Annotated in this window: 19 protein-coding genes; 5 read left to right on the top strand and 14 right to left on the bottom strand. The window is 60.4% G+C overall.

The features are described 5' to 3' along the window. Positions 1–687: 687 nt before the first annotated feature. Positions 688–915, bottom strand: coding sequence for a hypothetical protein (locus J2X44_RS03950; protein ID WP_037557622.1), 228 nt, complete (start codon positions 913–915; stop codon positions 688–690). Further along, a complete protein-coding gene (locus tag J2X44_RS03945) occupies positions 912–1,181 on the bottom strand; it encodes a MarR family winged helix-turn-helix transcriptional regulator (protein ID WP_058539116.1) in 270 nt (89 codons plus the stop codon). The genes J2X44_RS03950 and J2X44_RS03945 overlap by 4 nt, the downstream gene beginning before the upstream one ends. A 74-nt stretch (positions 1,182–1,255) precedes the next feature. On the opposite strand from J2X44_RS03945, the gene J2X44_RS03940 reads away from it, so the two are divergent. Continuing rightward, complete coding sequence (locus J2X44_RS03940) at positions 1,256–2,131, top strand: alpha/beta fold hydrolase (protein ID WP_037557620.1); 876 nt, start codon at positions 1,256–1,258, stop codon at positions 2,129–2,131. Further along, entirely contained in the window at positions 2,128–2,541 is a 414-nt protein-coding gene (locus tag J2X44_RS03935) for a hotdog fold thioesterase (RefSeq protein WP_037557619.1), read from the top strand. Before J2X44_RS03940 ends, J2X44_RS03935 begins: the two co-directional genes overlap by 4 nt. A gap of 389 nt (positions 2,542–2,930) precedes the next feature. Here J2X44_RS03935 and J2X44_RS03930 read toward each other — a convergent pair whose 3' ends face one another. From J2X44_RS03930 to J2X44_RS03910, 5 genes are all read right to left on the bottom strand, one after another. After that, positions 2,931–4,169 (bottom strand): serine hydrolase, encoded by a 1,239-nt coding sequence (locus J2X44_RS03930; RefSeq protein ID WP_058539115.1) that lies wholly within the window; start codon positions 4,167–4,169, stop codon positions 2,931–2,933. Between the two features lie 59 nt (positions 4,170–4,228). Further along, the gene (locus J2X44_RS03925) at positions 4,229–5,776 is read right to left on the bottom strand and encodes a carboxylesterase/lipase family protein (protein WP_037557617.1); all 1,548 of its coding nucleotides are present in this window, start codon (positions 5,774–5,776) and stop codon (positions 4,229–4,231) included. A 55-nt stretch (positions 5,777–5,831) separates the two neighbouring features. Beyond that, the gene (locus tag J2X44_RS03920; protein WP_161786579.1) at positions 5,832–7,934 is read right to left on the bottom strand and encodes a TonB-dependent receptor; all 2,103 of its coding nucleotides are present in this window, start codon (positions 7,932–7,934) and stop codon (positions 5,832–5,834) included. A gap of 242 nt (positions 7,935–8,176) precedes the next feature. Continuing rightward, positions 8,177–9,481, bottom strand: coding sequence for a hypothetical protein (locus J2X44_RS03915; protein ID WP_037557615.1), 1,305 nt, complete (start codon positions 9,479–9,481; stop codon positions 8,177–8,179). Beyond that, the gene (locus J2X44_RS03910) at positions 9,478–10,155 is read right to left on the bottom strand and encodes a GntR family transcriptional regulator (RefSeq protein ID WP_197411506.1); all 678 of its coding nucleotides are present in this window, start codon (positions 10,153–10,155) and stop codon (positions 9,478–9,480) included. Before J2X44_RS03910 ends, J2X44_RS03915 begins: the two co-directional genes overlap by 4 nt. A gap of 196 nt (positions 10,156–10,351) precedes the next feature. On the opposite strand from J2X44_RS03910, the gene J2X44_RS03905 reads away from it, so the two are divergent. From J2X44_RS03905 to J2X44_RS03895, 3 genes are all read left to right on the top strand, one after another. Beyond that, positions 10,352–11,365, top strand: a complete 1,014-nt coding sequence (locus J2X44_RS03905) for a serine hydrolase (protein WP_037557614.1) — start codon at positions 10,352–10,354, stop codon at positions 11,363–11,365. 477 nt (positions 11,366–11,842) lie between these two features. Next, entirely contained in the window at positions 11,843–13,195 is a 1,353-nt protein-coding gene (locus tag J2X44_RS03900) for an AMP-binding protein (RefSeq protein ID WP_231732773.1), read from the top strand. A 167-nt stretch (positions 13,196–13,362) separates the two neighbouring features. After that, positions 13,363–14,040, top strand: a complete 678-nt coding sequence (locus tag J2X44_RS03895; RefSeq protein ID WP_037557613.1) for a TetR/AcrR family transcriptional regulator — start codon at positions 13,363–13,365, stop codon at positions 14,038–14,040. Between the two features lie 59 nt (positions 14,041–14,099). Here the strand turns inward: J2X44_RS03895 and J2X44_RS03890 are convergent, their stop codons facing one another. The 7 genes from J2X44_RS03890 to J2X44_RS03860 form a co-directional block, all read right to left on the bottom strand. After that, positions 14,100–14,711 carry an ABC-type transport auxiliary lipoprotein family protein gene (locus J2X44_RS03890; RefSeq protein WP_058801017.1) on the bottom strand — a complete coding sequence of 204 codons (612 nt, stop codon included), beginning with the start codon at positions 14,709–14,711 and terminating at the stop codon, positions 14,100–14,102. Beyond that, positions 14,708–15,616, bottom strand: coding sequence for an MlaD family protein (locus J2X44_RS03885; protein ID WP_037557611.1), 909 nt, complete (start codon positions 15,614–15,616; stop codon positions 14,708–14,710). Before J2X44_RS03885 ends, J2X44_RS03890 begins: the two co-directional genes overlap by 4 nt. Then, positions 15,616–16,383 (bottom strand): ABC transporter ATP-binding protein, encoded by a 768-nt coding sequence (locus J2X44_RS03880; RefSeq protein ID WP_037557610.1) that lies wholly within the window; start codon positions 16,381–16,383, stop codon positions 15,616–15,618. Before J2X44_RS03880 ends, J2X44_RS03885 begins: the two co-directional genes overlap by 1 nt. Next, a complete protein-coding gene (locus tag J2X44_RS03875) occupies positions 16,380–17,480 on the bottom strand; it encodes an ABC transporter permease (protein ID WP_037557609.1) in 1,101 nt (366 codons plus the stop codon). Before J2X44_RS03875 ends, J2X44_RS03880 begins: the two co-directional genes overlap by 4 nt. A gap of 355 nt (positions 17,481–17,835) precedes the next feature. After that, complete coding sequence (locus tag J2X44_RS03870) at positions 17,836–19,299, bottom strand: efflux transporter outer membrane subunit (protein WP_037557608.1); 1,464 nt, start codon at positions 19,297–19,299, stop codon at positions 17,836–17,838. 7 nt (positions 19,300–19,306) lie between these two features. Continuing rightward, the gene (locus tag J2X44_RS03865; protein WP_137752007.1) at positions 19,307–20,878 is read right to left on the bottom strand and encodes an MDR family MFS transporter; all 1,572 of its coding nucleotides are present in this window, start codon (positions 20,876–20,878) and stop codon (positions 19,307–19,309) included. Then, a complete protein-coding gene (locus tag J2X44_RS03860; RefSeq protein WP_037557697.1) occupies positions 20,875–22,002 on the bottom strand; it encodes an HlyD family secretion protein in 1,128 nt (375 codons plus the stop codon). The genes J2X44_RS03865 and J2X44_RS03860 overlap by 4 nt, the downstream gene beginning before the upstream one ends. Between the last annotated feature and the right edge of the window lie 21 nt (positions 22,003–22,023).

Here is a 22,023-nt window from a genome sequence, read left to right as displayed (position 1 = left end):
GTTGTTATCGCCCGCTCGTCGCGAACGTTCGATCCTTCAACGCGCAGGGCCCGAGGCAAAGAGCGGCCGGCTTCGGCGAGCCCGTCGAGAGCGATCTGGTAGTCCCCGCTGCCCCGATATCAGACGTGTCGTGTCGGGCGATCCGCCGAAAGGGGAAGCACTAGCTTGTTCGGTACCCGACCGCGTGCGAGCCTCTTCAGGATTGGAAGCGCGTTGGGATAGGCGTCGGCGAATGCCAGAGGCTGACCGTCGGCGCCCAGCCTCACTTCAAAGACCGGCCCGTCGCCACAAGCGCAGCCACCGGCACTCTGTCCTCGCATGAAGCGCTCGGGTTGAGCCATGTCGGTCTCCAAGCAGAGATTCGTTTCCTAGTAGACAACACGTTGCACAAAATGGCTCGTCGGTCAATTGGCGTTGGCATGCGAAGCCAAGAGCGGTCTGCCTCGAGGAAGAGCCCTCACCGCCGAAAGATCGCCGGCTCGGTCGGACGATTTTGCTGACACGACAAGAGGTTAGGTAGGGCTCCCTGCCGCCATATTCGCAATTCGTTAGTCGTCAGTGCTGGCGATTTGGTGCAGAGGGGGCAGAACGGCGGCGGTGCGCCGCCGCAAACGCGAGCGGCGCCAATTGGGGAAATCGGCTTGCTGACGATGAATGGCGTCGGCCATTTCAAATCTTTCAATGCTTCTATCGAGGAGGCATGTCTTCCGATCCGCTTTCGAGATTGCCTGACATTTTCGTCAGCAATGCGCGGACCGCGCGTATTTCAGTCGGTGAAATCATATGGAGCAGCCGCGCGTAGATCATGTCGGCTTCGGCGCGCAGCTGGGGCAGGATTTCGATCGCTCGGGGTAAGAGATGAAGCTCCCAGACGCGCCGGTCGCCCTTGGCAGCGCGCCGTTCCGCGAGCGTCATTCTTTCCAGCTGGTCGACAACATGGCCAACGCTGGCACGCTCCAGTTCGAGCATTTGGCGAGATCGGTCTGGGTAATGCCCGGGGTCCGATAAATATAGACGAGCGCGCGCCACTGGGTTCGGGTCAATCCGAAGCGCGCCATTGAGGCGTCGAACAAGCGGCGAAGTTTGCGTGGCACTTCTTCGATGACAAAGACAAACTCGTCTGAGTCCGTCAGAAGACTTTTCCCGAGAGAAGCATCGCTGGTGCTGCGAAAGTCGACCATCGGCTGAAACTGTAAAGCCACTATCGGCATATGAACATGCTTTACTGTAAGATATGATACAGTATGATGCCTGAATGTATGATCGGACGATCACGCTTGCGGGAAAAGCGGGCCATGCAATCGCGGCGTCGATCGATGGACCGGAACTGGGCTTTCCGGTGATTTTGGCGCACGGCGGCGGCCAGACCCGCCGGGCGTGGAAGTCGGTGACCCGTCAACTCGCGAGCCACGGTTTTCGGACGATCGCCGTCGATATGCGCGGGCACGGCGAGAGCGCTTGGGCCAGTGATGGGGCTTATGACATTTCCGATTTCGCGGCCGATCTCGTTGAGATCGCTGCGGCGATGCGAAGAAAGCCGGCGATGATCGGCGCATCGCTTGGGGGGCTGGCTGGGATCATTGCGGAGGGAAACCGCGCACCGGGGAGTTTTGGATCGCTTACCTTGGTCGACGTCACGCCGCAGATGGAACCGAGCGGCGTTGCCCGCGTGGTCGGTTTCATGGCGGCCCATGCGCGCGAAGGGTTTGCGTCGGTGGAGGAGGCCGCTGAGGTCATTTCCGACTATCTGCCCCATCGGCCTAGCCGGAAGGCCTCGCCTGGGCTCGCCCACTATCTGCGCCGCAAGGACGATGGGCGCTTCTATTGGCATTGGGACCCGACCTTCATCGAAGGAGTTACGCGGCAAGGCGGTGTCTCAAGCGACAATGGCCGCAGCGAACTGAGCGCCGCCGCTGCCAGTTTAGCCTTGCCTGTGCATCTGATCCGCGGTGGGTCGAGCGACCTAGTTTCGCTGGAAGCCGTCAAGCATTTCCGAAGATTGGTCCCGCATATGGCATATAGCGACATCGCGAATGCGACCCATATGGTGGTGGGCGACGAGAATGACGCGTTTGGCAAGTCAATTGTGGAGTTTTTGCTCAGCACCCATGAAATGGAGATGAAGTCATGAACGCCCCACGGGTCGCCCCTGGGCTTGAGGAACTGGGGGAGCTGCTGTTGCTTGCGCCTTTCCACCGCTGGCTCGGGCTCAGGATCGCCGAGGTCGGCACCGACGAGTTGGTGATCTCAATGCCCTGGCGAGACGAAATAATCTCAAATCCGACGGTCGGCGCAGCGCATGGTGGCATTTTATCGGCGCTGATCGATCTTACCGGCCTTTACACGGTCATTGCCATGGGAGGGTCTGCGCGGGCTACGGCAAACTTGCACGTCGATTTTCACCGACCGGCCTTGCCAGGGCTGATGCGGGCGATCGGCAGGCCGGTCAAACTGGGTCGGCAGATAAGCATAGCCGGGACGCGGATTGTGTCTGCAGACGGAACCTTGATAGCGAGTGGTAGAGGTGCTTACGTCGCCTGACCATCGCGCAAGAGTCGTGGCACTTCTCGCAGCCATCGTGCTGGTGCGGTCCTGCCTCGGCGACCTTTTGATCATCGCTGATCGGCTGCGGCGAGTTATCGAGCGGAACTAAGTCTTAGGGCATAGTTGCGGCACCGCGTTTGGCGCTGTCATGCGTCGCGCCGAACGCTCGAGCAAGATGCGCAGGGCGAGATGGTCCGCCTTCGGTTCTACTTGCTCTACTCGCGTTCGTATTGAACCGCTCCATGATCGAGAAAGCGGTCCTTCATGCCCTTCGAAAGCCGGCTGTCAGCACAACCACGCGGTGTCCAGCCCCCTCCGTTGAGCCAGACCGCTACCTCACGGCGCGGCCTGGCCCAGGCACCATAGGCGAAGTTTTGCCGATCGGGTCAGGGCGCCGGAGTGCGGTTCGCAATCGCATCCTCGATCAGATCCTGCATGACCTGCTCGAGCTCGACGCCCTTGCGGTCGCCTCCGCTCGATATTTCGGTCGCGATCAGGGCATAATAGCCGGTCTCGCGATCGATCCAGCCGGTCCAGCCATAGGCGCCGGGCGAAGAGTTGATCTTCGACGTCGCGCACGCCGAGGGCGTGTCGCATTCGACGAAGGAGCCGAGCGCATATTCCCAGTTCACTGTGCTCGCCGGAACGAAAACACGCGGCAGTCCGATCGTGCGCGGCTGCGTGAAGGCCGTCATGTTGGTGATGAAGCTGCCGCCGAGGAACGCGCGCAGCAGTTTCGCATAGTCGCGCGGCGTGGAGAAGGCGCCGCCGGCCACCCACGGATTGGTTGGGACGGTCGCGGGGGGGTGGGGATCGTACCACGTGGTGCTTGACATCCCGAGCGGGATGGTGACGTGCTGCGCAAACAGTTCGTGGAAGTTCCGCTCGCGTGCTGGCGACGTTCCTGGTTCTATGCTTGTATCCTTGGCCTCCAAATACGCCCCTGCGACCTGAATGCCGTGAGGACCGTAGCTATATTGAGCACCAGGCGCATTGCCCGGGCGCAGGATGTCGTAGCGCAGGTCGTGGATGCTCTTGGCGCAGTTATAGAGACCAAAAGTCGGGAGAAGCTGGCAGCCGCCGACGAGCGGGCTCGCATTAAAGCCCGATGTCATCGACAGCGTATGCTTGAGTTTGACATCCTTCTTCGTTCCGCTCGTCGTCCAGAAGGCGAGTGGTGGCCGCATCGGATCGTCGAGCGTGGCAATGCCCGCCTGCACCATGCGCATGCCGAGCGCGCCAGCAAACCATTTGGAAGCCGAGGCGAGCGGTGTCACCCGGTCGATGCCAAAACTGCCCTTGTCGAATTCGAAAAGATAAGTGGGATCGGACGCGTTCCCGACAATGAAATAGCCACTAGCGACTTCGGTGTCAGCGACGATCGCGGCCTTCAGCGCTGTCCAGTCATAGGTGTAACCGCCGACGGTCGTTGTGAGGCTTGCGGTCGCGAGCGCCGACGCAGCGGATGCCGTCGCCTTGGCGGCGGACGGCGCGGGTGGCAGTTGGACCATCGGACGCGTTTCGCCGCCGTCGCTGCTCCCGAAGCCACTTTGCGCCGCAAAAACCGCTACGCCGACCAATGCGGCGCCGGCGGCAAGCCATATCGATTTCCGTCGTCCAGACATTTTATCTCTCCCAGCTTCGTTGCACGTTTCGAAACGGTGGGCCTGTTTGGCCGAGCGGGCTAAGGCCTGGGTTGGCCTGCCGCGAAATGGATTTTCAGCAGGTGGTCGAGTTGCGCCTTGCGAAAACCGGCGACGACGGCTGACCGGGGCGCGAGATGTGCGAGACGGTCGTCAGTCGGCTGGTACCGGGGCCAGTCAGGCACCAGCGCGCAGTCGGGTACGCCATTCTTCGCGAAAGCGACCCAGCAGGCGGACACGCCTTCGCCGAAGCGGCGATCCTCGTCGTCGACGGGGCCGGCGAGCGAAGCGAAATAGCCCAGCGTCCCGAAAATATAGGGAATTTCGGAGCCATGCCCGGCGCCCTTCGCCCGATCGCGGCGCGCTGCTGCAACATAGTCGAAATGATAGAGGTAGGACGGCGCGCCGGCGGACGTCCGCGCCGCGAGCCATCGCGACGGTGCGACGAACCAGGCGTCGCCCAGAATTTGGCGGGCCAGTTCGTCATCGGCGAGCCCGGTGCCATAGGCGGCGCGGCCCGCCGCCTGGTCGGGCCCGAGATAGGTGAGCGCGGCCGCCGGCGGCACGCCCATGGCGAGGATTACGCTGGCTTCGTTGCTGTTAGCGCCGACGAGGAGCGGCACGTCGATCGGCTCACTGCGCGCAAAAACGCGCCATGGCGCTTCGCGCACCAGCTCGCCGTCGAGAATGGGGCCGACCATCGCGCCCGGCGTCCGGACATCGCCGGCCGCGACGAGCGCGTCGGCCGAAAGCGCCCGGAGCGCGTCGATCGTCGCCGAAGGCGGCGCGCCGGCGCGAGCCGCCAATGCCGTGCCTAGCGCTTCCTGCTCGATAAGCGGGCGCGGGTCGAGTAGGCCGACGCCCGACTGTACGATGGCGCGCGCGAACAGGCCCTTGGCTTCGGAGTGGGCGAGGATCGTCGTCACGCCGATTGCCCCCGCGGACTCGCCGAACAAAGTGACCTTCCCCGGATCGCCACCAAAGGCTGCGATATTTTTCTGGACCCAGCGAAGGGCGGCCATCTGGTCCATGAGGCCATAATTGGCGAGCGCCTCGCGACGCGGCTTGGCTGCGCTCAGAGCCGGGTGGGCAAAATAGCCGAGTGCGCCGAGCCGGTAGTTGATCGTGACAAGAATGACCCCTTGCCTTGCGAAGGCTGTACCGTCGAAAGCCGGGAACGTACCCGACCCGATGACATGCGCACCGCCATGGATCCAGACCATGACGGGAAGTTTCCGCGCGCCGGCCGGGCGCCAGATATTGAGCTGTAGGCAGTCTTCGGATTGATCATCCGCTACTCCACCGGCGACGAGCGCAGGCCGCACCATCTGCGGGCAAGCGGGTCCGAACTTCGCGGCATTGCGAATACCCGCCCAGCGCGGCGGAGCCTGCGGCGCGCGCCAGCGGAGCGCGCCTACGGGAGGCGCAGCGAAGGGAATATCGAAAAAACGCTCGACTCCTGCCTCTGCAGCGCCCGTTAGTCGCCCCTGCGCCAGCGTCGCTTGCGGAGGGGCAACCGCCGCCGCGGCGGATGCTGAAGCGAGCAGCGTCGCGGCTCCAGCACATGCTGCCATGACCCATTGCCGCATTTCGCCGTCCCTTTCGTCTCGGCTGGCGGCCGCAGGCCGCGGGCAAGCATATCCCCTAGAAAGAAATGCGGCCCTCGACGCCTATCACCCGGGGTTGGCTGTAACGGTTGATCGTCGGCGCCTGGGCAACATAGTAGAGCTTGTCGAAGAGGTTGTTCGCGAAGGCGCTCACATTGACCTTTCCGAAGTCGACGCCGATGCGAAGATTGACGAGGACATAATTGTCGAGGTCGACCGACGTTGCGGTCAGCTCCTGCTTGCCACCCCATTGTCCGCTGACAAGCACATTGCTCGTCAAGGCAACGTCGCCGGTGACCGGATAGCGAAGATTGAGGTTCGCCGAGGCGAGCCAGTCGGGAACCTGCGCGAGATCGAGACCGTCGTATCGGCCCGTCTTGACCTTGCCGCCCTGCCGCGAGCCGCTGAGCGCGAGGCGGCCGTCGCCTTCTCCAAGGTCGAATCCGTGGCTATATTCTGCCTCGATACCCCAGCTCTTCGCATTACCGGCATTAGTGAGATAGGCGACCGCGGCGACCGGGCAGGCCGCGTTGGTCAGCGCGCATCCATCGTCGACCTGCGCGATCAGATCCTTGAGCTCGGTATAATATCCCGCGATTGCGAAATAGCCGCGCCGCACCGGGCTGCCCTTGATGCCGACCTCATAGGAGGTGCTGCTTTCGTTGCCGAACAGTACCTGTACCGGGCTCGGAGCGCGGGGATCGGACAGGCGCGTGTTGAAACCGCCGGCGCGGTAGCTGCTGCCGACCTTGCCATAGGCGAGAATATTTGGAGTAAGTTTGTACGAAAGCGTCGCATTGTAGGAGAGATTGTCGGCGCTGATGTTGTCGTCGATAATCCGCGATGACCCGCCTGTTGGCAGGCCTGTCGCGAGATCATAGAGCCGCGCGCTGATGCTCCGGCTGTCGCGTGTATAGCGGAGCTCGCCGGTCAAGTTGAGGCTGTCGGTGATATCGAAACCGAGCGAACCATAAGCCGCATAGCTTTCGAAATGGAGCCGGGCGGGGGCGATGTTGCCCGGAGAAGGATTGGCAAGCGTCGGCGTGCGCGTCGTCGTCACGGAGAAATCGCTGTCGAGCAGCAGCATCTCGGCGCCCACGAGCCAGGTCAGACGGTCGCTCGCGCCCGTCACATGGATGTCCTGCGAGAAATTGTCGGTGGTGTCGACGACATAGGAGGCGCCGCTCGGGTCGAGCGGGGTTAGCGCCCCGATCTGACCTGCAGCGCGCGCGCGCGCAAGTTCGGCCGGGCTCACCGCGTCATTGTCAAGGTCATATTCCGAGTGGCGCTTGCGAAAGGATGTTGTCGAGGTGAGGTCGGCGCCGCCCAAGTCCACGCGGATAATCGCCTGCAGTCCATCGACATCCTGGCTGGCACGGGGCGCCGTGTTCCAGGGATAGCGGAAGCGATCCTGGGTATATCCCCCCGGGAAGCCTGGCGTGCCGGCGGGGATGGAAATCTGATAATGAACCGCCGGGGTCGTCAGCCGCTGGGTCTCGGCCATGATGATCGCGTCGACGGGTCCGCGTTTGAGACGGATCTGGCCGCGCAGACCATGACCCTTCTGTTGGTCGAAATAGACGTCGTTGTCCGGATTGTAGAAGAAGCCCTTGTCCTGCTCGACGAGATCGCCGCTGAGACGGATCGCAAGACCTTCGGCAAGCGGAACATTGATCGCGCCTTGCGTCTGGAAGCTGTTATTCTCGAAGCCGTAGCGCGCACTCGCCCAGCCTGAGAGATCGAATTCGGGCTCGGCCGAAATGATATTGATCGCGCCGCCGACCGCGTTGCGGCCATAGAGTGCGCCCTGTGTCCCCCGCAGCACCTCGACCCGGCCGATATCGAGGAGATCGAGGCGGGTGAAGTTTCGCCCGCCCACGGGACCACCGGCGATATAGGCACCGTTGCGATACAGGCCGACGCTGGGATCGCCATTGGTCGCGCGCGCGGTCGACGAGGCGCGGATCGAAATCTCGGAAGTGATCGATGAGCTGAGATTGTTGAACCTGACGCTCGGCTGGTCTGCTAGCAATTCGCCGCTGCCGCTTGCGCCGCCGCGATCGGTGAGTGAGGTGATATCGATGACAGAAGCGGCTGTAGGAACGTCGGCGAGCCGCTCCTCGCGGCGCCGCGCCGTCACGACGATCGCGCCGTCATCGTTCGCTTCCGCCGCGTCCGGAAGAGCTTCGGGCGGTCTGTCTTGCGCGAAAGCAGGCGGAGCGACGGCTACCCAAATTGCGGCCGTGCAGAAAAGAAGGTTCGCCCTGCGTCCCATGGTCACTCTCCCCATTTTGTTATCGCAATTATTATCGATAATTTTGTGCAGAAAACGCGAGCGAGTCAAGCCGGAAAGCGCAATGTCATTGCACGTGGGTCACGGGTTTAGGAGACGACGGCGCTCAGCAGGTCGCGGACGCCCCGCGCCGTAGCGGCAAGCGGGTCAGGTGTGACGGTAGATAAATCGTCGGTCACAGCGTGGTGATGACGGTGTGCGCCAAAGATGCCAGCATGACGTGTGTAGCCGGCCTTTATCACTTCCGAGAGTTCGCCCGCTGTGCCTTCCGCCGAAGGATAGGCCATTTCCAACCCTGGCTGGCCTTTGAATATCTCGCGCGCACGCGCAACGAATTCGGGCGATGTCATGAGAAAACGATAGGGATCGGCACTCGGCAGCGGCAGCAAGCGCCCCGGCATTTCCTGATAGTCACGTGCTGCGGCATTGGCGCCGAGATGCAACCAGAAAGCCGTCTCGCTGGGGGCTGGACCAAACTTGTCGGCGATATGGCTCGCACCGAGATTCTCATATTCATGCCCGCTGTTGCACAGAAAGAGCAGGCTGTGCTGGGGAAACGCTCGGGGCATCCAGTCGGCGAGCGCGAGCCACATCGCGATGCCCGGCCCCCGCTCGCCGGCGCAATCGGTCCAGCCTGAACGCGGCGTCGAGACGACGAGCCAAGGGCGGCCGGAGCGAACGAGTCGCCCGATTATATTCTGAGCTGCCCGAGCCCCACCGCGCCCGCGCAGCGCTAATTTCGCCGCGGCACCGTGGCGCGCGGCTTCAATCACCGGGGCGGCGAGTCGCGGCGCGAGCAAGGCAAGTGGCTTTTCCGATACGGGATGACCGGCCGGGACATTGAGGAGCAAGGCCTCGCCCGTCGGCCCGGTCGTAATGAGAATGACCCCGCTCGCACCGCGCGCAAGCGCATCGGCGAGCGGCTCGCGCGCTGCACGATCTACGAGGCTCGACCAGCGGCGGAAAGGCAGGCGCACTACGGCGATCGCGCCGTCGAGGCGTTCAGGAATTTCTGCGAGGCGCAGCGGCGCAGCGAGTCCAGCCTCGCCGGTTTCGATGGCGAGCGGTTGTGCGACGAGCGGTATCGTGATGTCGCCGAGCCTGAGGTCGCAGCGCGAGGCCTCGAACCAAGGCACGTCAAACGTCTGGCGTTCGACTTCGAATCCGGCACTGGACAGCCGCTTCGCTGTCCAGTCGGCGGTCCAACGATCGCCCTCGCCGCCCGACTGCTTGTTGCCGGCCTCGGTATAGCTTTGGACGTCGGTGAAGAGGCGTTCGGAGCCGAACATGGTCAAATCCCGAGATACAGCGGCAGCGGAGTTAACCTGCAATGCGATCGGCGCCGCGAGGCCCGCCTTAAGCAACGTGCGGCGGTCGGTCGGGAGGCGGCTCATGTCACTTTTGCGCGGCGGCGGCTGGGCTTAGTCTTTGCGTGCCGGGCCTTATATTCCTCGAGTGCGCGCCCGAAACTATTCTGAGTAACGCCGATCAGATCGCGCGCCACCGCATCGGCGGCATCGCCATCGCGCGTGACGATATGGCGGCAAAGCGCGTCGTAGAGGATGGCCGATCGCTTCGCGGCGTCATTGCCATGCGTCTCGATATAGCTGTCGGTATAGACATTGTGCTGCCAGCGCGCGAGCAGCGCGACCCGGTCGAGGAGCTCCAGCGCGAGCGGCGCATTGCTCCGCTTGGCGATGAAGCGGCCGATGCGGTTCGAGACTTTGATATGCTCGAACGTATTTTCGGTGCGCTGGGTGACATCCTTATATTCGACCAGACGGTGCATCAGTTCGCGCCCGTCGCGATCCGTCATCTCGACCGCAGCCAGGCGGCAAACTACACCGAACAGGGATTTCCACAGCTCATAGACCTCGTTCGCGGCATGCTCGTCGATATCGATCACATAGGTTCCGCGCCACGGGACCACCTTCACGAGACCGATCCGCGCAAGATGACGGAATGCTTCGCGCACGGGCGCATGGCTCACCCCGAAGCGCGCGGCGATTTCGCGCTCGCGCAGCCACGATCCCGGCTGGATGCGCCATTCGACGATGTCGTCAGTCAAGAGACGCGCAATGACGCGGTCTTGAGTCGGTGCACTGTCGTCTTCGGTCTTCGTCGCGCCCATTTCTCTCCGTTCGGCTTTCCCTGCTACCGGCACCATCCTAATCGGACAGTGCACGCGAGCAATCGATGATTGCGAATGAAATTATTATCGATAATATCGAGAATGACAAGCACCAGAAAATGGGAGTCGGAACTTGAAGCGCACCATCCTCTTTTTCGCAGCAGCCGTTGCGGCACAGCCGGCCACGGCAGGCGAACCCGCTCCTCTTCCCGGCTGTGCCGCGGCGATCGCCTATTCCGAGGCAAACTCTGGCGTGGCGCTGCTGATCCTTGAGGATGGCGAGGTTCGATGCCGTTCTGCAGATATTGCGACACCGCAGGAACTCTGGTCGGGCACCAAGAGTCTTGTCGGGCTGATGGCGGCGGCGGCCGTACAGGACGGGCTTTTGACGCTCGACGAGCGGGCATCAGAGACGCTCGCTGAGTGGAAGGGCGACGCCGAAAAGGAACAGATCACGCTTCGCCAACTGCTGTCGATGACAGGTGGTCAGGCCTCAACCGTCGGGAGACCCCAAGGGTATTTGGACTCGGTCAAGGCACCGCTCGCGGCGGCACCGGGCGGGAAATTCCAGTATGGCCCTGCTCCGATGCAAGTCGTCGGCGAAATCATGCGCCGAAAGCTCGTCGCCAAAGGCGAGGACGGCAACCCTCGCCATTATATCGAGCGTCGCATTCTAATGCCGCTAGGCGTAACGGTCGGCGATTGGCGCAGCGGCCCCGATGGCGCACCGCTCATGCCGCAGGGCCTAGTGCTGGCCGCATCCGAGTGGGCGAAGATCGGCGAGTTCGTCCGCGGGGGCGGAAAGCTCGAAGGCAGGCCACTTGTCGACGAAGCGACATTCGGCGAGATGTTCCAGGGTAGCCAGGTCAATCCTGCCTACGGTCTCACTTGGTGGCTACCCCGTAGCACGCCGGCTGTCGATATTGTTACTCGGTCCACCGATATCACCAGTCATGCCGCCGAACTACCGGCGGATATGGTCGTCGCCGCCGGCGCGGGCGATCAACGCCTCTATATCATTCCGTCGCTTCGGCTTACGATCGTGAGGCAGGCGAAACTCGACATTGCCGCCTTAGCGGCGGGGAAAAAAGGTGATTGGTCCGATTGGCGGTTCCTGTCGCTGTTGCTGAAACCAGCGAGTGAATAATTTGAAACGCGGGCGAGAACATCTCGGGGGCGATCGAACCTAAGCCGTGCCGCTGCAATATGATCATTGAGAATTGCTGGCTGAATGCAATCGCGGCCCGTGGAGTTTGCCCATGGGCCAGCATGATGACGGTCATTGACAGCCAGCGCGGCGATCGGAACCGAGAGGCGGAACCGTGCGCGCGACGGCGCAGTGGGGCGAAGAAGGATGCAGCATGTTGCGGGGATTGATGCAGGACGCGCCGCTGCTGATCAGCGGAATATTGGAATATGCAGCGCGCGCGCACGGCAAGAGGGAGATCGTCTCGAAGGCTGTCGTGGAGCCGGTTTGGCGGTATGACTGGCACCGCTGCGATCAGCGTGCGCGTCAGGCTGCGCAGGCCCTTGGCGTCCTCGGGATTGCGACGGGCGACGGCGTCTCCTCGCTCGCCTGGAACACTCCCACCGCCACCTCGAACTCTTCTATGCGGCGCCGGGCATGGGCGCCGTATTGCACACCGCCAACCCGCGTCTCAGCGACAAGCAGATCGCCTTCACTATCGCTCATGCAGGGAGCCGCATTCTCTTCTTCGAGCCCAATCTAGCCGAGCTCGTCGCACGGCTGCGTCCTCTCCTTCCGGGTATCGAGCGCTATGTCCTTCTCGCGGAGCGCGGAACGATCGCGCCAGATGTTGCCGACACGTTGAACTACGAAGCGTTGCTGGCAAGCGAGGACGGAGCCCTCACCTGGATGAGCTTCGATGAAAAGGCAGCCGCATTTCTTTGCTACACTTCGGGGACGACGGGCGACCCCAAGGGCGTCCTATACAGCCACCGCTCAATCGTTCTTCACGGGATGGCGGCCGGTCTAAGCAGTGCCTTCGGGTTCAGCGCTTTTGATGTCATCATGCCCTGCTCGTCCATGTATCATGCAACGGCATGGGGACTTCCCTTCACGGCAGCGATCAACGGCTGCAAGCTAGTGCTTCCTTGTGACAGGATGGACGGTGCCAGTCTTGCCGACCTGATCAACGAAGAGGGCGTCACCTTTTCGGGTGGTGTGCCGACGATCTGGACCTTGTACCTCGCTCATCTCGACACTACGGGGACGGGGGTCGGCAATCTCAAGCGCCTCGTGATTGGGGGCTCGGCCGTCCCCCGGGCGATGGCCGAGACATTCCGAGCCAAATATGGTGTCACTGTGCTGCAGCTCTGGGGCATGACCGAAACCAATCCGCTCGGCGTGATTTCGACGCCCTCCCCGCTCCTGATGGCCGAAGGCGAGGATTTCGCGAACGACCTCCCGCTGACGAAGCAGGGTCGCATGCAATTTGGCATCGAACTGCGCATTATCGACGGCGATGGCACGCCGCTCCCCTGGGACGGTGAGCAGGCGGGTGCGCTCCAGGTCCGCGGACCGTGGGTCGTCGATCGCTATTTCCCCGATATTGAGGGCGCCGGGAGCGATGGCTGGTACGACACCGGGGACATCGGTACGATCGATCGCTTCGGCTTTCTCCGGCTGACCGACCGCGAGAAAGATGTGATCAAGTCCGGGGGCGAATGGATCAGCTCGATTGATATCGAGAATGCGGCGGTTGGGTACCCCGGCGTCCGGGTCCCGGCGGTCGTTGGCGTATATCATCCAAAATGGGAAGAGCGCCCCCTTCTCGTGATCGAAACGCATGAAGGTCAAGCCGTCACAGCCGACGCAATTCGCGCGCATCTGGAGACGAAGGTTGTTCGTTGGTGGCTGCCGGACGACATCCTGTTCGCGACAGTACCGCTCACTGCAACGGGAAAGATCGACAAAAAGGCCTTACGCGAAGCGTATCGTAACCAACTCGCCTAGATGAGATCACACTGCGTCCATTCCGTGCGAATGGCAGCGATCCTTTCAGGCGGGATAATTTCAGCGGGCCTCGTGAGTCTTGCATAAGCCCGGGCAATCTCGGTCGGGCTGTCCAAGGCAAAGCGCTCTACGCTTGCAGCGCGGTCAAGGTATGGCCAAGATGAGGCATGGCGTCGACCCAAAAAACCAAAGAACCAGCTTCCGGACGAACAGGGAGGCCCACTCGACAAGCCTCGCAAGCACTTTCGAGGAAAATTCTCCGTGTCGCCCGCGATGTCTTCTTTGCCGACGGATTCGGTCGTTCAACGGCTGAACGGATTGCTGCAAAAGCAGGCATCTCCAAGCGCACGTTGTACGCCCGTTACGGGGACAAAAAGCTGCTTTTCGAAGCGGCAATACTCATGGAAATCGAGGATCGGCTCTCCTTCCTTGAACAGCACGTTCCCGAACATGGCGACGTTCGGCTCGAGCTTGAAGAGCTGTCCGATGAACTGCTATCCTGGATGCTTACCGACATTCACGTCGCGTTGGAACGCGTTGTAATGGCTGAGGCTGCACGTTTTCCCGCTTTAGCGCGAAACCTTTACGAATTCGGCGTAGGACGCACGACGAGATTGGTGGCAGAGGTCTTGCGCAAAGCCGAGGAGAGGGGAGAAATCAGGGTGTCAGACGCGAATTTTGCTGCGGAGCAGTTTATCTCCAGCGTCATTTTGTCACCTTTTCGTCGGGCCGCTCTTGGAGTGGGAGTGACCAGTCACAATGAAACCTCTTCAGCCCGAATGAGGCAAGCTGTCGATCTATTTGTGTACGGCTGCCGCCCCTCCCTGAAGGGGAGCCACCCATAACATTCCCGCTTCATCTTGGGCTGGGCCGTTGTCCCGACTAAGTTTCCATTGGCTTCACGCTAGTTGATCGCCGCAGCCGTCCAACTCGCGATTTCGTCGGCCATTTCAAGGCTCGCGCGATCAAAGGCTTCGACGATACTCGAAACGCTATTTGCACTTGCTGACCTATCAAGGACGATGCGCGTGACTGCCAGTGGTTCCGATTCTTTGGATCGGCTTAGTTCCACTTGCGCGGCGATGCGAATGATCGGGGCCGCGTCGGGCCCCTGGTCGTAATAGGCTGCAAAAGAAGAAAGCCGTGCGGATAGGACGTAATGATCGGAAGCAACGCTCTGGACAGGGATATATGCGTGATCGATTTTGCGCGCTACGCTTCCGGCAATAGCCTCGCGGATCATCTCGGGCGCAGGCCTCATCCACCGTGCTTTGGCCAGATACGTGACTTCGCGATTCTCGATCGTGAGGATCCTGTCTCCATCGGCCCCAGGCGGAAGCGTCGGTCGCGTAATATACACCGGAATCCACTGTCGTGCAATTTCACGCTCCGGTACGGGCGTGCTACTGATCCGGTACAACGTCGATTTGCCGCCAGTTCCCAGAATATTCCCGCAACCAGAAAGGCAAATTAGCGCGCCCATCAGCAAAAACATTCTTGCAGAGATCGTTTTCATTGGGGGAGCTTCCTTTCACGAGGGGTCCGTCGTAGCTGGCCGGCGAGCTGCTCGATTTCCTGCGCCGCGCTATCGAGCGATTTCAAAGTTGCAGCAATCCCGGAGCCGTCGGGCGCCGCCAATCCACTCGCGGCGTCATCAAGCCTGTGAATGACCACCCTCGCCTCGGCGATCCCCTCTCGAAGATCTCGAGCGGCTGCCGAGACATCGGCAAACGTCTTGCGACCGTCGCCATCGATCGCCGTGCGCGCCGATGCGGCCGCGGCCTCGATATCGGCCGCCGCCCGGTCCAGGCGTGCAAACGCTTGTTCAGCCTTGCTGAACATTCCGCGACTAGATCGCAATTCCGCCGTGGTAGCTGTTACATTCGCAATAGCAGCCGAAACATTTTCGATATTCTCGTCGGACAAGGTCCGGTTGACCCTTTCCAGGGCCTGCGAAGCATCCGCCAACAATGCGCCACCTCCATCCATCAGGGATTGTAGCGAACTTTTTTCCGCCTTAATCACTGGGAGCGCTTCCTTGGAAACCTCCTTCAACAACGGCTTAGAGGGCGTCCCCGCACTGATCTGGATGTAGCTTCCGCCGGTTATGCCTTGCGACTCCGTCGCGGCGGTAGAATCGACGCGCACAGGCGTATCCTCGCGCAGGCGCACTCCTGCAAGCACCCTGTTTGGATTTCTGGGATCAAGACTAATACGCGTGATTTCTCCCACCGGAATTCCGTTGAACTGCACCTCGCCTCCCTCGCTCAGCCCGCGGACAGGACCATCGAAAATGATCCGATACTCGTCGAAATCACGCGCGAATTGGGATTGACCGAGCCAGAGGATGAAGCCGAAAGCCGCCGCTAGCAGAGCCAGCGTCAGGCCCCCAATCAGACCGTAGTTCGCGTCGCGTTCCATTAGCGGTTCCTTTCCTTGGCGCGCTCCGCCCGCCCTCCCAAAAACGCCCTGATCCAAGGATGGTCAGACCTCTCAAGTTCCGCGATTGGCGAAACCTCGACAATTTTCTGATCCGCAACCACGGCCACGCGGTCGCTGATGGAATACAGGCTGTCGAGATCATGGGTCACCATCACGACAGTAAGCCCCAGCGTGTCGCTCAGCGTCCGTATCAGCTGGTCAAATTCCGCGGCTGCGATCGGGTCGAGGCCCGAAGTGGGTTCGTCAAGGAACAGCAATTCTGGATCGAGCGCCAAGGCCCTCGCTACGCTTACACGTTTTCGCATTCCGCCTGAAAGTTCAGCGGGCATTTGCCGGCCCACCTCGGCATCGAGTCCGACAAGGCCGATTTTCATCAGAGCCACGGCCTCGAGCCACGGCTCTCTAAGACGGGTATGTTCGATGAGAGGAGCCTCGACATTTTCTTGCACACTAAGAGAAGAAAAAAGCGCGCCATTTTGAAACATGACGCCAATTCGGTGATTAATTTCCGTACGATCAAAGCGACTCCCAATTTTTTTCTGAAAGATTTCGATTGTCCCATGGCTAGGCGCAATCAGGCCCAAAATGGTGTTCATCAGGACGGATTTTCCACTACCGGACCCTCCGACGACACCAAGAATCTCGCCACGATGGACTTCTAGGTTCAAATCCTGGTGGATAATGTGATCGCCAAATCGGGTTTTAAGATTCTCCACCCGAATAACGACGTCCGGATCGCAAATCATATTTCGAGCACGTTGAAGAGAATTGCAAAGGCGGCATCCAGAAGGATGATTGCGAATAGCGCTTGGACAACGGCGACGGTCACCCGCCCGCCCAGATCCTCAACATCTCCGCGTACCGAAAGGCCGTGGCGACATCCGGCAAGCGCAATCACAATGGCCAGCACCGGTACTTTTGCCATTCCAACCCAGAAGTGTCGGATATCGACCGCAGCCGAGAGTCGTTCGGCGAAATATGTCGGGCTCACGTCGAGTATGCCCCAGCTGACGACAAGCCCGCCGGCCAACCCAGCCAGCATGGCAACAATCGCCAGGAGGGGCATAATTACAAGCAATGCCAATACGCGTGGCACAACCAGCGCGTCGAACAGGTCGATGCCCATCACCTTCATTGCCTGCGTCTCTTGATTCATTCGCATTGCGCCGATCTGGGCCGCGAAAGTGGAAGCGGACCGACCGGCAAGTAGTATCGCGGGAATGAGGACGCCGAACTCGCGGAGGACGGATATGCCAACCAGTTCGACGACCAGTTCCGATGCACCCAATGTCTTGAGCAGATCGCTTCCTATGAGAGCCACTACTGCGCCGATAAAGAATGTCATGATCGCTATGAGTGGCAGCGCATCGAAGCCGGCCTTCTGAATTGACGACGCCAGTGCGATCAGTCGCATCCTTTTGGGATGTGCAAGAGATTTCATGAGCGCCACCTCAAGTTGCCCGAGAAATCGAGCGCTTGCGCCGATTTCCTGGACAGCTCGATAAACTTTTTGGCCAAGACGCACGTGAAATGGGGGAGTTTTGATAGACGGGACATCGCGGTCGGCCATGGCCGAGCCCACCAGCGCGAACAGATCAGCAAGATTGGCGGGCAGGTCTGCGGTAAATGCCGCATTGGGTGCGAGAGTCAGGATGGCGAGCGCGCCTGCGCTGTCTATCCTTCCCAGGTTTCCGAAGTCGCTTGAGAAGGAGAGGTTCGAGGGACTCAGAACATGCCCGGAAAGGCCTGCGATCGAAATCGCTGTCCAGTCACCTTCAACGACCAACGTTGAAATGCCATCTCCTTCGCGAACGAAGATGTTCGGTGCTGTGCGCGCATTCATCGCAGCAAGTCTCCAACCGGTGTCGGGAGAGCGGATCGCCCGTGGCAACTTCCTCTCCCATAGCCCGTCGTCGAGCGGATCATGCCAGCAAGCGGGACCACTGACCCCACACATTTAACCATGCCGATCCACACATCGCGCCTTGCCTCAATGACATTATGTAGACGTCAGCGTAGCGTTATATCAGGTCGCTTGCAAGGAGTATGCTGCGCACAAATCGGCCGACAGATCGTTTGAATAAGCACAGGATACTCTTGCTAAGGTTAGATAAAATTGTCAGGTGAAATCCCTATGAGATTCTTTCTGAACCGATATCGCACCTTGGAGTTTATATTAACAACACTCGTAGGTGACATTAAATCTTTGCTTGCATTTGCCATCCCAGGCCGAGTGATTTTTGCAGGGCGATCCATGACAGCGTGAGCGCCGCCTTTCCCCGGACGAGGTCGGTTGCCGCCTGCTCCTGTTTGCGAAGCGTGCGATTTAGGTCAGCGCGCGAGATCACTCCGCCGGCAAATCGTTGTCGATCAAGATCGGCTGCGCCATCTGCCTGGGACTTGATCTGCGCGAACGCCACCAGGGCAGAGCGCTGCTGGCCAAAGCGCGACAACGCGCGCTCGGCGTCCTGAAGTGCAGAAAGCACTGTCTGTCGATAGTTGGCAACCGCCTCGGCACGGGCGGCGCTCGCCTGATCGACCGAGGCATCGACCCTTCCGAAATCGAGGAAGTTCCACTGCAGCTGCGGAATAGCGAGAATTGACGGGTTGCTCACATCAAAGAGATCGTCTGGCGACGTTCCGCCAAGTCCCAAGATTCCCATGAATGACAGCTTCGGAAATCGTGCGGCCTCCGCAACACCGATCCGAGCCGTTGCTGCCGCCAGGCTGCGTTCGGCCGCGCGGATGTCGGGCCGACGTGCGACAAGGTTTGAGGGGTCGCCCACCGCGACCTGTTCCGGCGGGAGGGGAACATCGAAGATCTGTTTCAGCGCTTCGTCCGTTGTCCCTGGGATCTGCCCAGCTAAAATGGCAAGCGCATCGAGCAATACCGCCGTGTCAGCTTCGGCCTCGGCGAGCTGAGACTTGAGCAACTCGAGCTCGGCATTTGCATTGCCGAGAGGGAACAGGGGCAAAACGCCTTGCTGATACCGTTGATAGGTTAGCGAGAGGATTTGATGCTGCAACTCGCACTCGGTTCGGTACGCTTTGGCTCGAAACTGGGCCTCGCGCAGGTTGACATAGGCATTGGCGACTTCGGCGGTCAGCTGGACCTTGGCATCCTCCACATTGGCAACCGCTGCCGCTGCCTGAGCGTTGCCGGCCTCGATCCGTCGCTGCGTTCCTCCTGCGAAATCCAGCTCCCAGTTAGCGTTGAGCCCGAGATTGTAGACACTGAGGCTATCATCCGCCTGTCCCTGCGGACTAACAGGCGCGCTCGCCGAAGGCGGGGCACTGTTCTGAATATCAAGGCCCGGCAAGCGGCCCTGAATAGCCGTCGCCTGGGTTCCAAGCGTCGGAAATCTTCCGGCCTTCTCCTGTCTCACGGATGCCCGCGCCTGCGCGATCCGCGCTTGCGCAGCCTGAAGCGAAGGATTGTCCGATAACGCGGCCTCGATAAGCCTGTTCAATTCCGGATCGTTCAAAAGGAGCCACCAATCTGCCAGCTCGGGCTCGGCATCGCTGACGTTACCGCCGGCACGGACAAAGCCGTCATTTCGGTTCGCCGAGAATACTTCTGGAGGCCCGGCGTAGTCTGGGCCCGCGACACAACCGGCCAGCAGAAACGAGGCGAGAAGCGATATTACAGATTTTTTTATCATATCAGGCTCAGTGCATCGAAAGGGAAACATTCCTGGGAAGCGGCTTCAAAAAGATGACCAAAGGAACGGTCATCAAGGTTAGGACGCCCATCGCCAAGAACACATCATTGTAGGTCATTACGAACGCGTCCCGCTGGATGGTCCGGCCTAGCATCGACATGGCACCCTCCATCCCGCCGAAGCTTTTCGCGAGTTCATCAAGATAAATCTGGAGCGAAACACTGTTGGCATTCAGCGTTTCTTCCATGCGCCGGCTATGGTGCCAGATCCGCTGGTCCTGAAACGAAGCCAGTCCGGCCAAAGCGAAAGATCCTCCGAGATTTCGAGCGGCGTTAAAAATACCGGAGGCATCGCCAGCATCTGTATTTGCCACTGAGGCTACGGTAGCCTGGTTCAGGAACATCATGGACAGAATCATGCCAACACCCCGAATAAGCTGGCTTTCGATGAATACGGCGCCCCCGGATTCCGCGGTGAGGCTTATGCTGACGAAACAGCTGGCCGCCATCAGAAGCATTGCGACTCCGACGGCAATGCGGATGTGGAGCCTACGGATCATTAAGGGCAGGATCGGCATAAGCACAAAGGCCGGAATACCCATCCAAAATATAACGAGCCCGGTTTGAAAAGCGTTATAATCCGATATGATCGCAAGAAATTGGGGAATGACGTAGGTCGAACCATACATCACCATTCCCAAGGCGAGAGCCATCACCGCAACGCTTCCGAATTGGCGATTGAGAAGGAGGCGGAGTTTCAGGACGGGCTTGGACGCATTCAGCTGCCCGTAGATCAGTGAAGCGAAACCGATGACGGCAATGAGGGCCAGCCAGCGAATAAGAGCGGATTCAAACCATTCCTCGCGATGCCCCTCCTCAAGCAACACAGTCAAAGCGCCCAACCCCAGAATCAGGCCGGCAATGCCCGCCCAATCAGCATCGGTCAGATACTCCCACTTCGGCTCTTCGTGAGGAAGCCCGACGAATAGCAGCAGCAGCAGCACAGCGCAGATTGGAACATTGACAAAGAAGGCATAGTGCCAGCTCAAATTTTCGGTCAGCCAGCCACCGATCAGCGGCCCCATGACCGGACCCAGAATCACTGTCATGCCGAACAGCGCCATGCCGATCGGCTGTTGATGGGGCGGCAATCTTTTCGCCACGATGGTCATCGCAGTCGGTATCAGCGCACCACCCATGAAACCCTGACCCGTGCGACCGATGATCATGGTCGTGAGGTCGGTCGCCATACCGCAAAGAATTGAAAAGCCGGTGAACGCGGAAACCGCAATGATGAGCAGATTTCGCAGTCCAAAAAGGCGTTCAAGCCAGGCGCTAAGCGGAATTACCACGATTTCGGCTACGAGAAATGCGGTGGCAATCCAGGTTCCCTCGGTGCCGCTGGCTCCGATTTCGCCCTGGATCACCGGAAGCGCGGAATTGACGATAGAGATATCGAGTGTTGCGAGCATGGCGCCAAGTGCGCCCGCTGCGACCGCTATCCACGCGGTGATATCGGCATTCCGCCTGTCTGCAGTCGGAGTACCAGAGGCGCTGTTCGATGCCAACTCGGCGGTCATTTGTCGGTACTCGAGATCTCTTTCAGCTCTCCGGCAGCATTTCGCGTGTCGACAACTGCCACAACCGACATGCCCGGGACGAGCAGACGACGCACTTTGGGCGAGGCTATTATCGCGATACGAACCGTTATCCGCTGAACAATCTTGGTGAAATTCCCTGTGGCGTTTTCGGGCGGCAGGATTGAAAATTCTGCTCCGGTTCCGGGGGAGATGCTCTCAACGCGTCCGGCAATCTCAAAGTCGGGAAGTGCGTCGACCTCGAGCTTGACCGGTTGCCCCGCCCGCAAAAGGCCGACCTGCGTCTCCTTGAAATTAGCGATGACGTAGATTTCGTTTACCGGAACCACCGTCATCAATCGCTGGCCGGGCTGAACGAATTGGCCGACCCTTACTGTTAGATCGCCAACGCGACCTCCCTTGCTGGCTCGCAGCAGGGTCGATGTGACATCTAGGTCGGCCGCTTCCAGCTGCGCGCGGGCCGCGTCAGCTTGGGCTTCGGTCTGGTCGATCTGTTTGAACAAGGTGGCCCTCCGACCGTTGGCGGCAGAGACTGCTGCCTGGGCAGCAACAAAGTCGGCGTGCGCTTGCTGCGCCTGTGTCTCATATTGTTGAAGCTTTTCTCGCGGCTCCGCACCGGTCGCGGCGAGGGGGCGATACCTCGCTACCTGCTCATTGGCGAGGTCGAGCGCCGCGCGCTTGGCGGCGAGTTGGGCCCGCGCCTGTCGAATCGCTGAGTCCTGTTCGGTTACTTGCGAGCGGATTGTGTCGGCGCCGGCCAGCGTCGCCGCAATCTGCGCACGCGCCTGTTGCGCCTGGGCTCTATAATCTCGCACATCCAGTTGCACGAGCGCCTCGCCGGGACTGACCCACCCGTTCTCAGAGACGAGCACCGCGTCCACGTATCCGGCCACTTTTGATGAAACCACAACGCTGTCGGCCGCGACATAGGCGTTGTCGGTCGACTGCATGTACTGCCCATAGGTGACATGCCTGTAATACCACCAACCACCTGCAATCAGCGCAGCAGTGATGGCTATGATGAGGATGAGGCGAAATTTGGGTTGCGATTTCAGGCTGGATGCGGGCGCGCGATCCTGTTCCCGCTCATTTGGTTCGTCGGTCATCTGCCTCTTTCGAAGGATTTT

The organism is Sphingopyxis sp. BE259 (assembly GCF_031457495.1).
In the GTDB taxonomy this organism is placed as follows: domain Bacteria; phylum Pseudomonadota; class Alphaproteobacteria; order Sphingomonadales; family Sphingomonadaceae; genus Sphingopyxis.
This window is presented reverse-complemented; position numbering and strand designations above follow the sequence as displayed.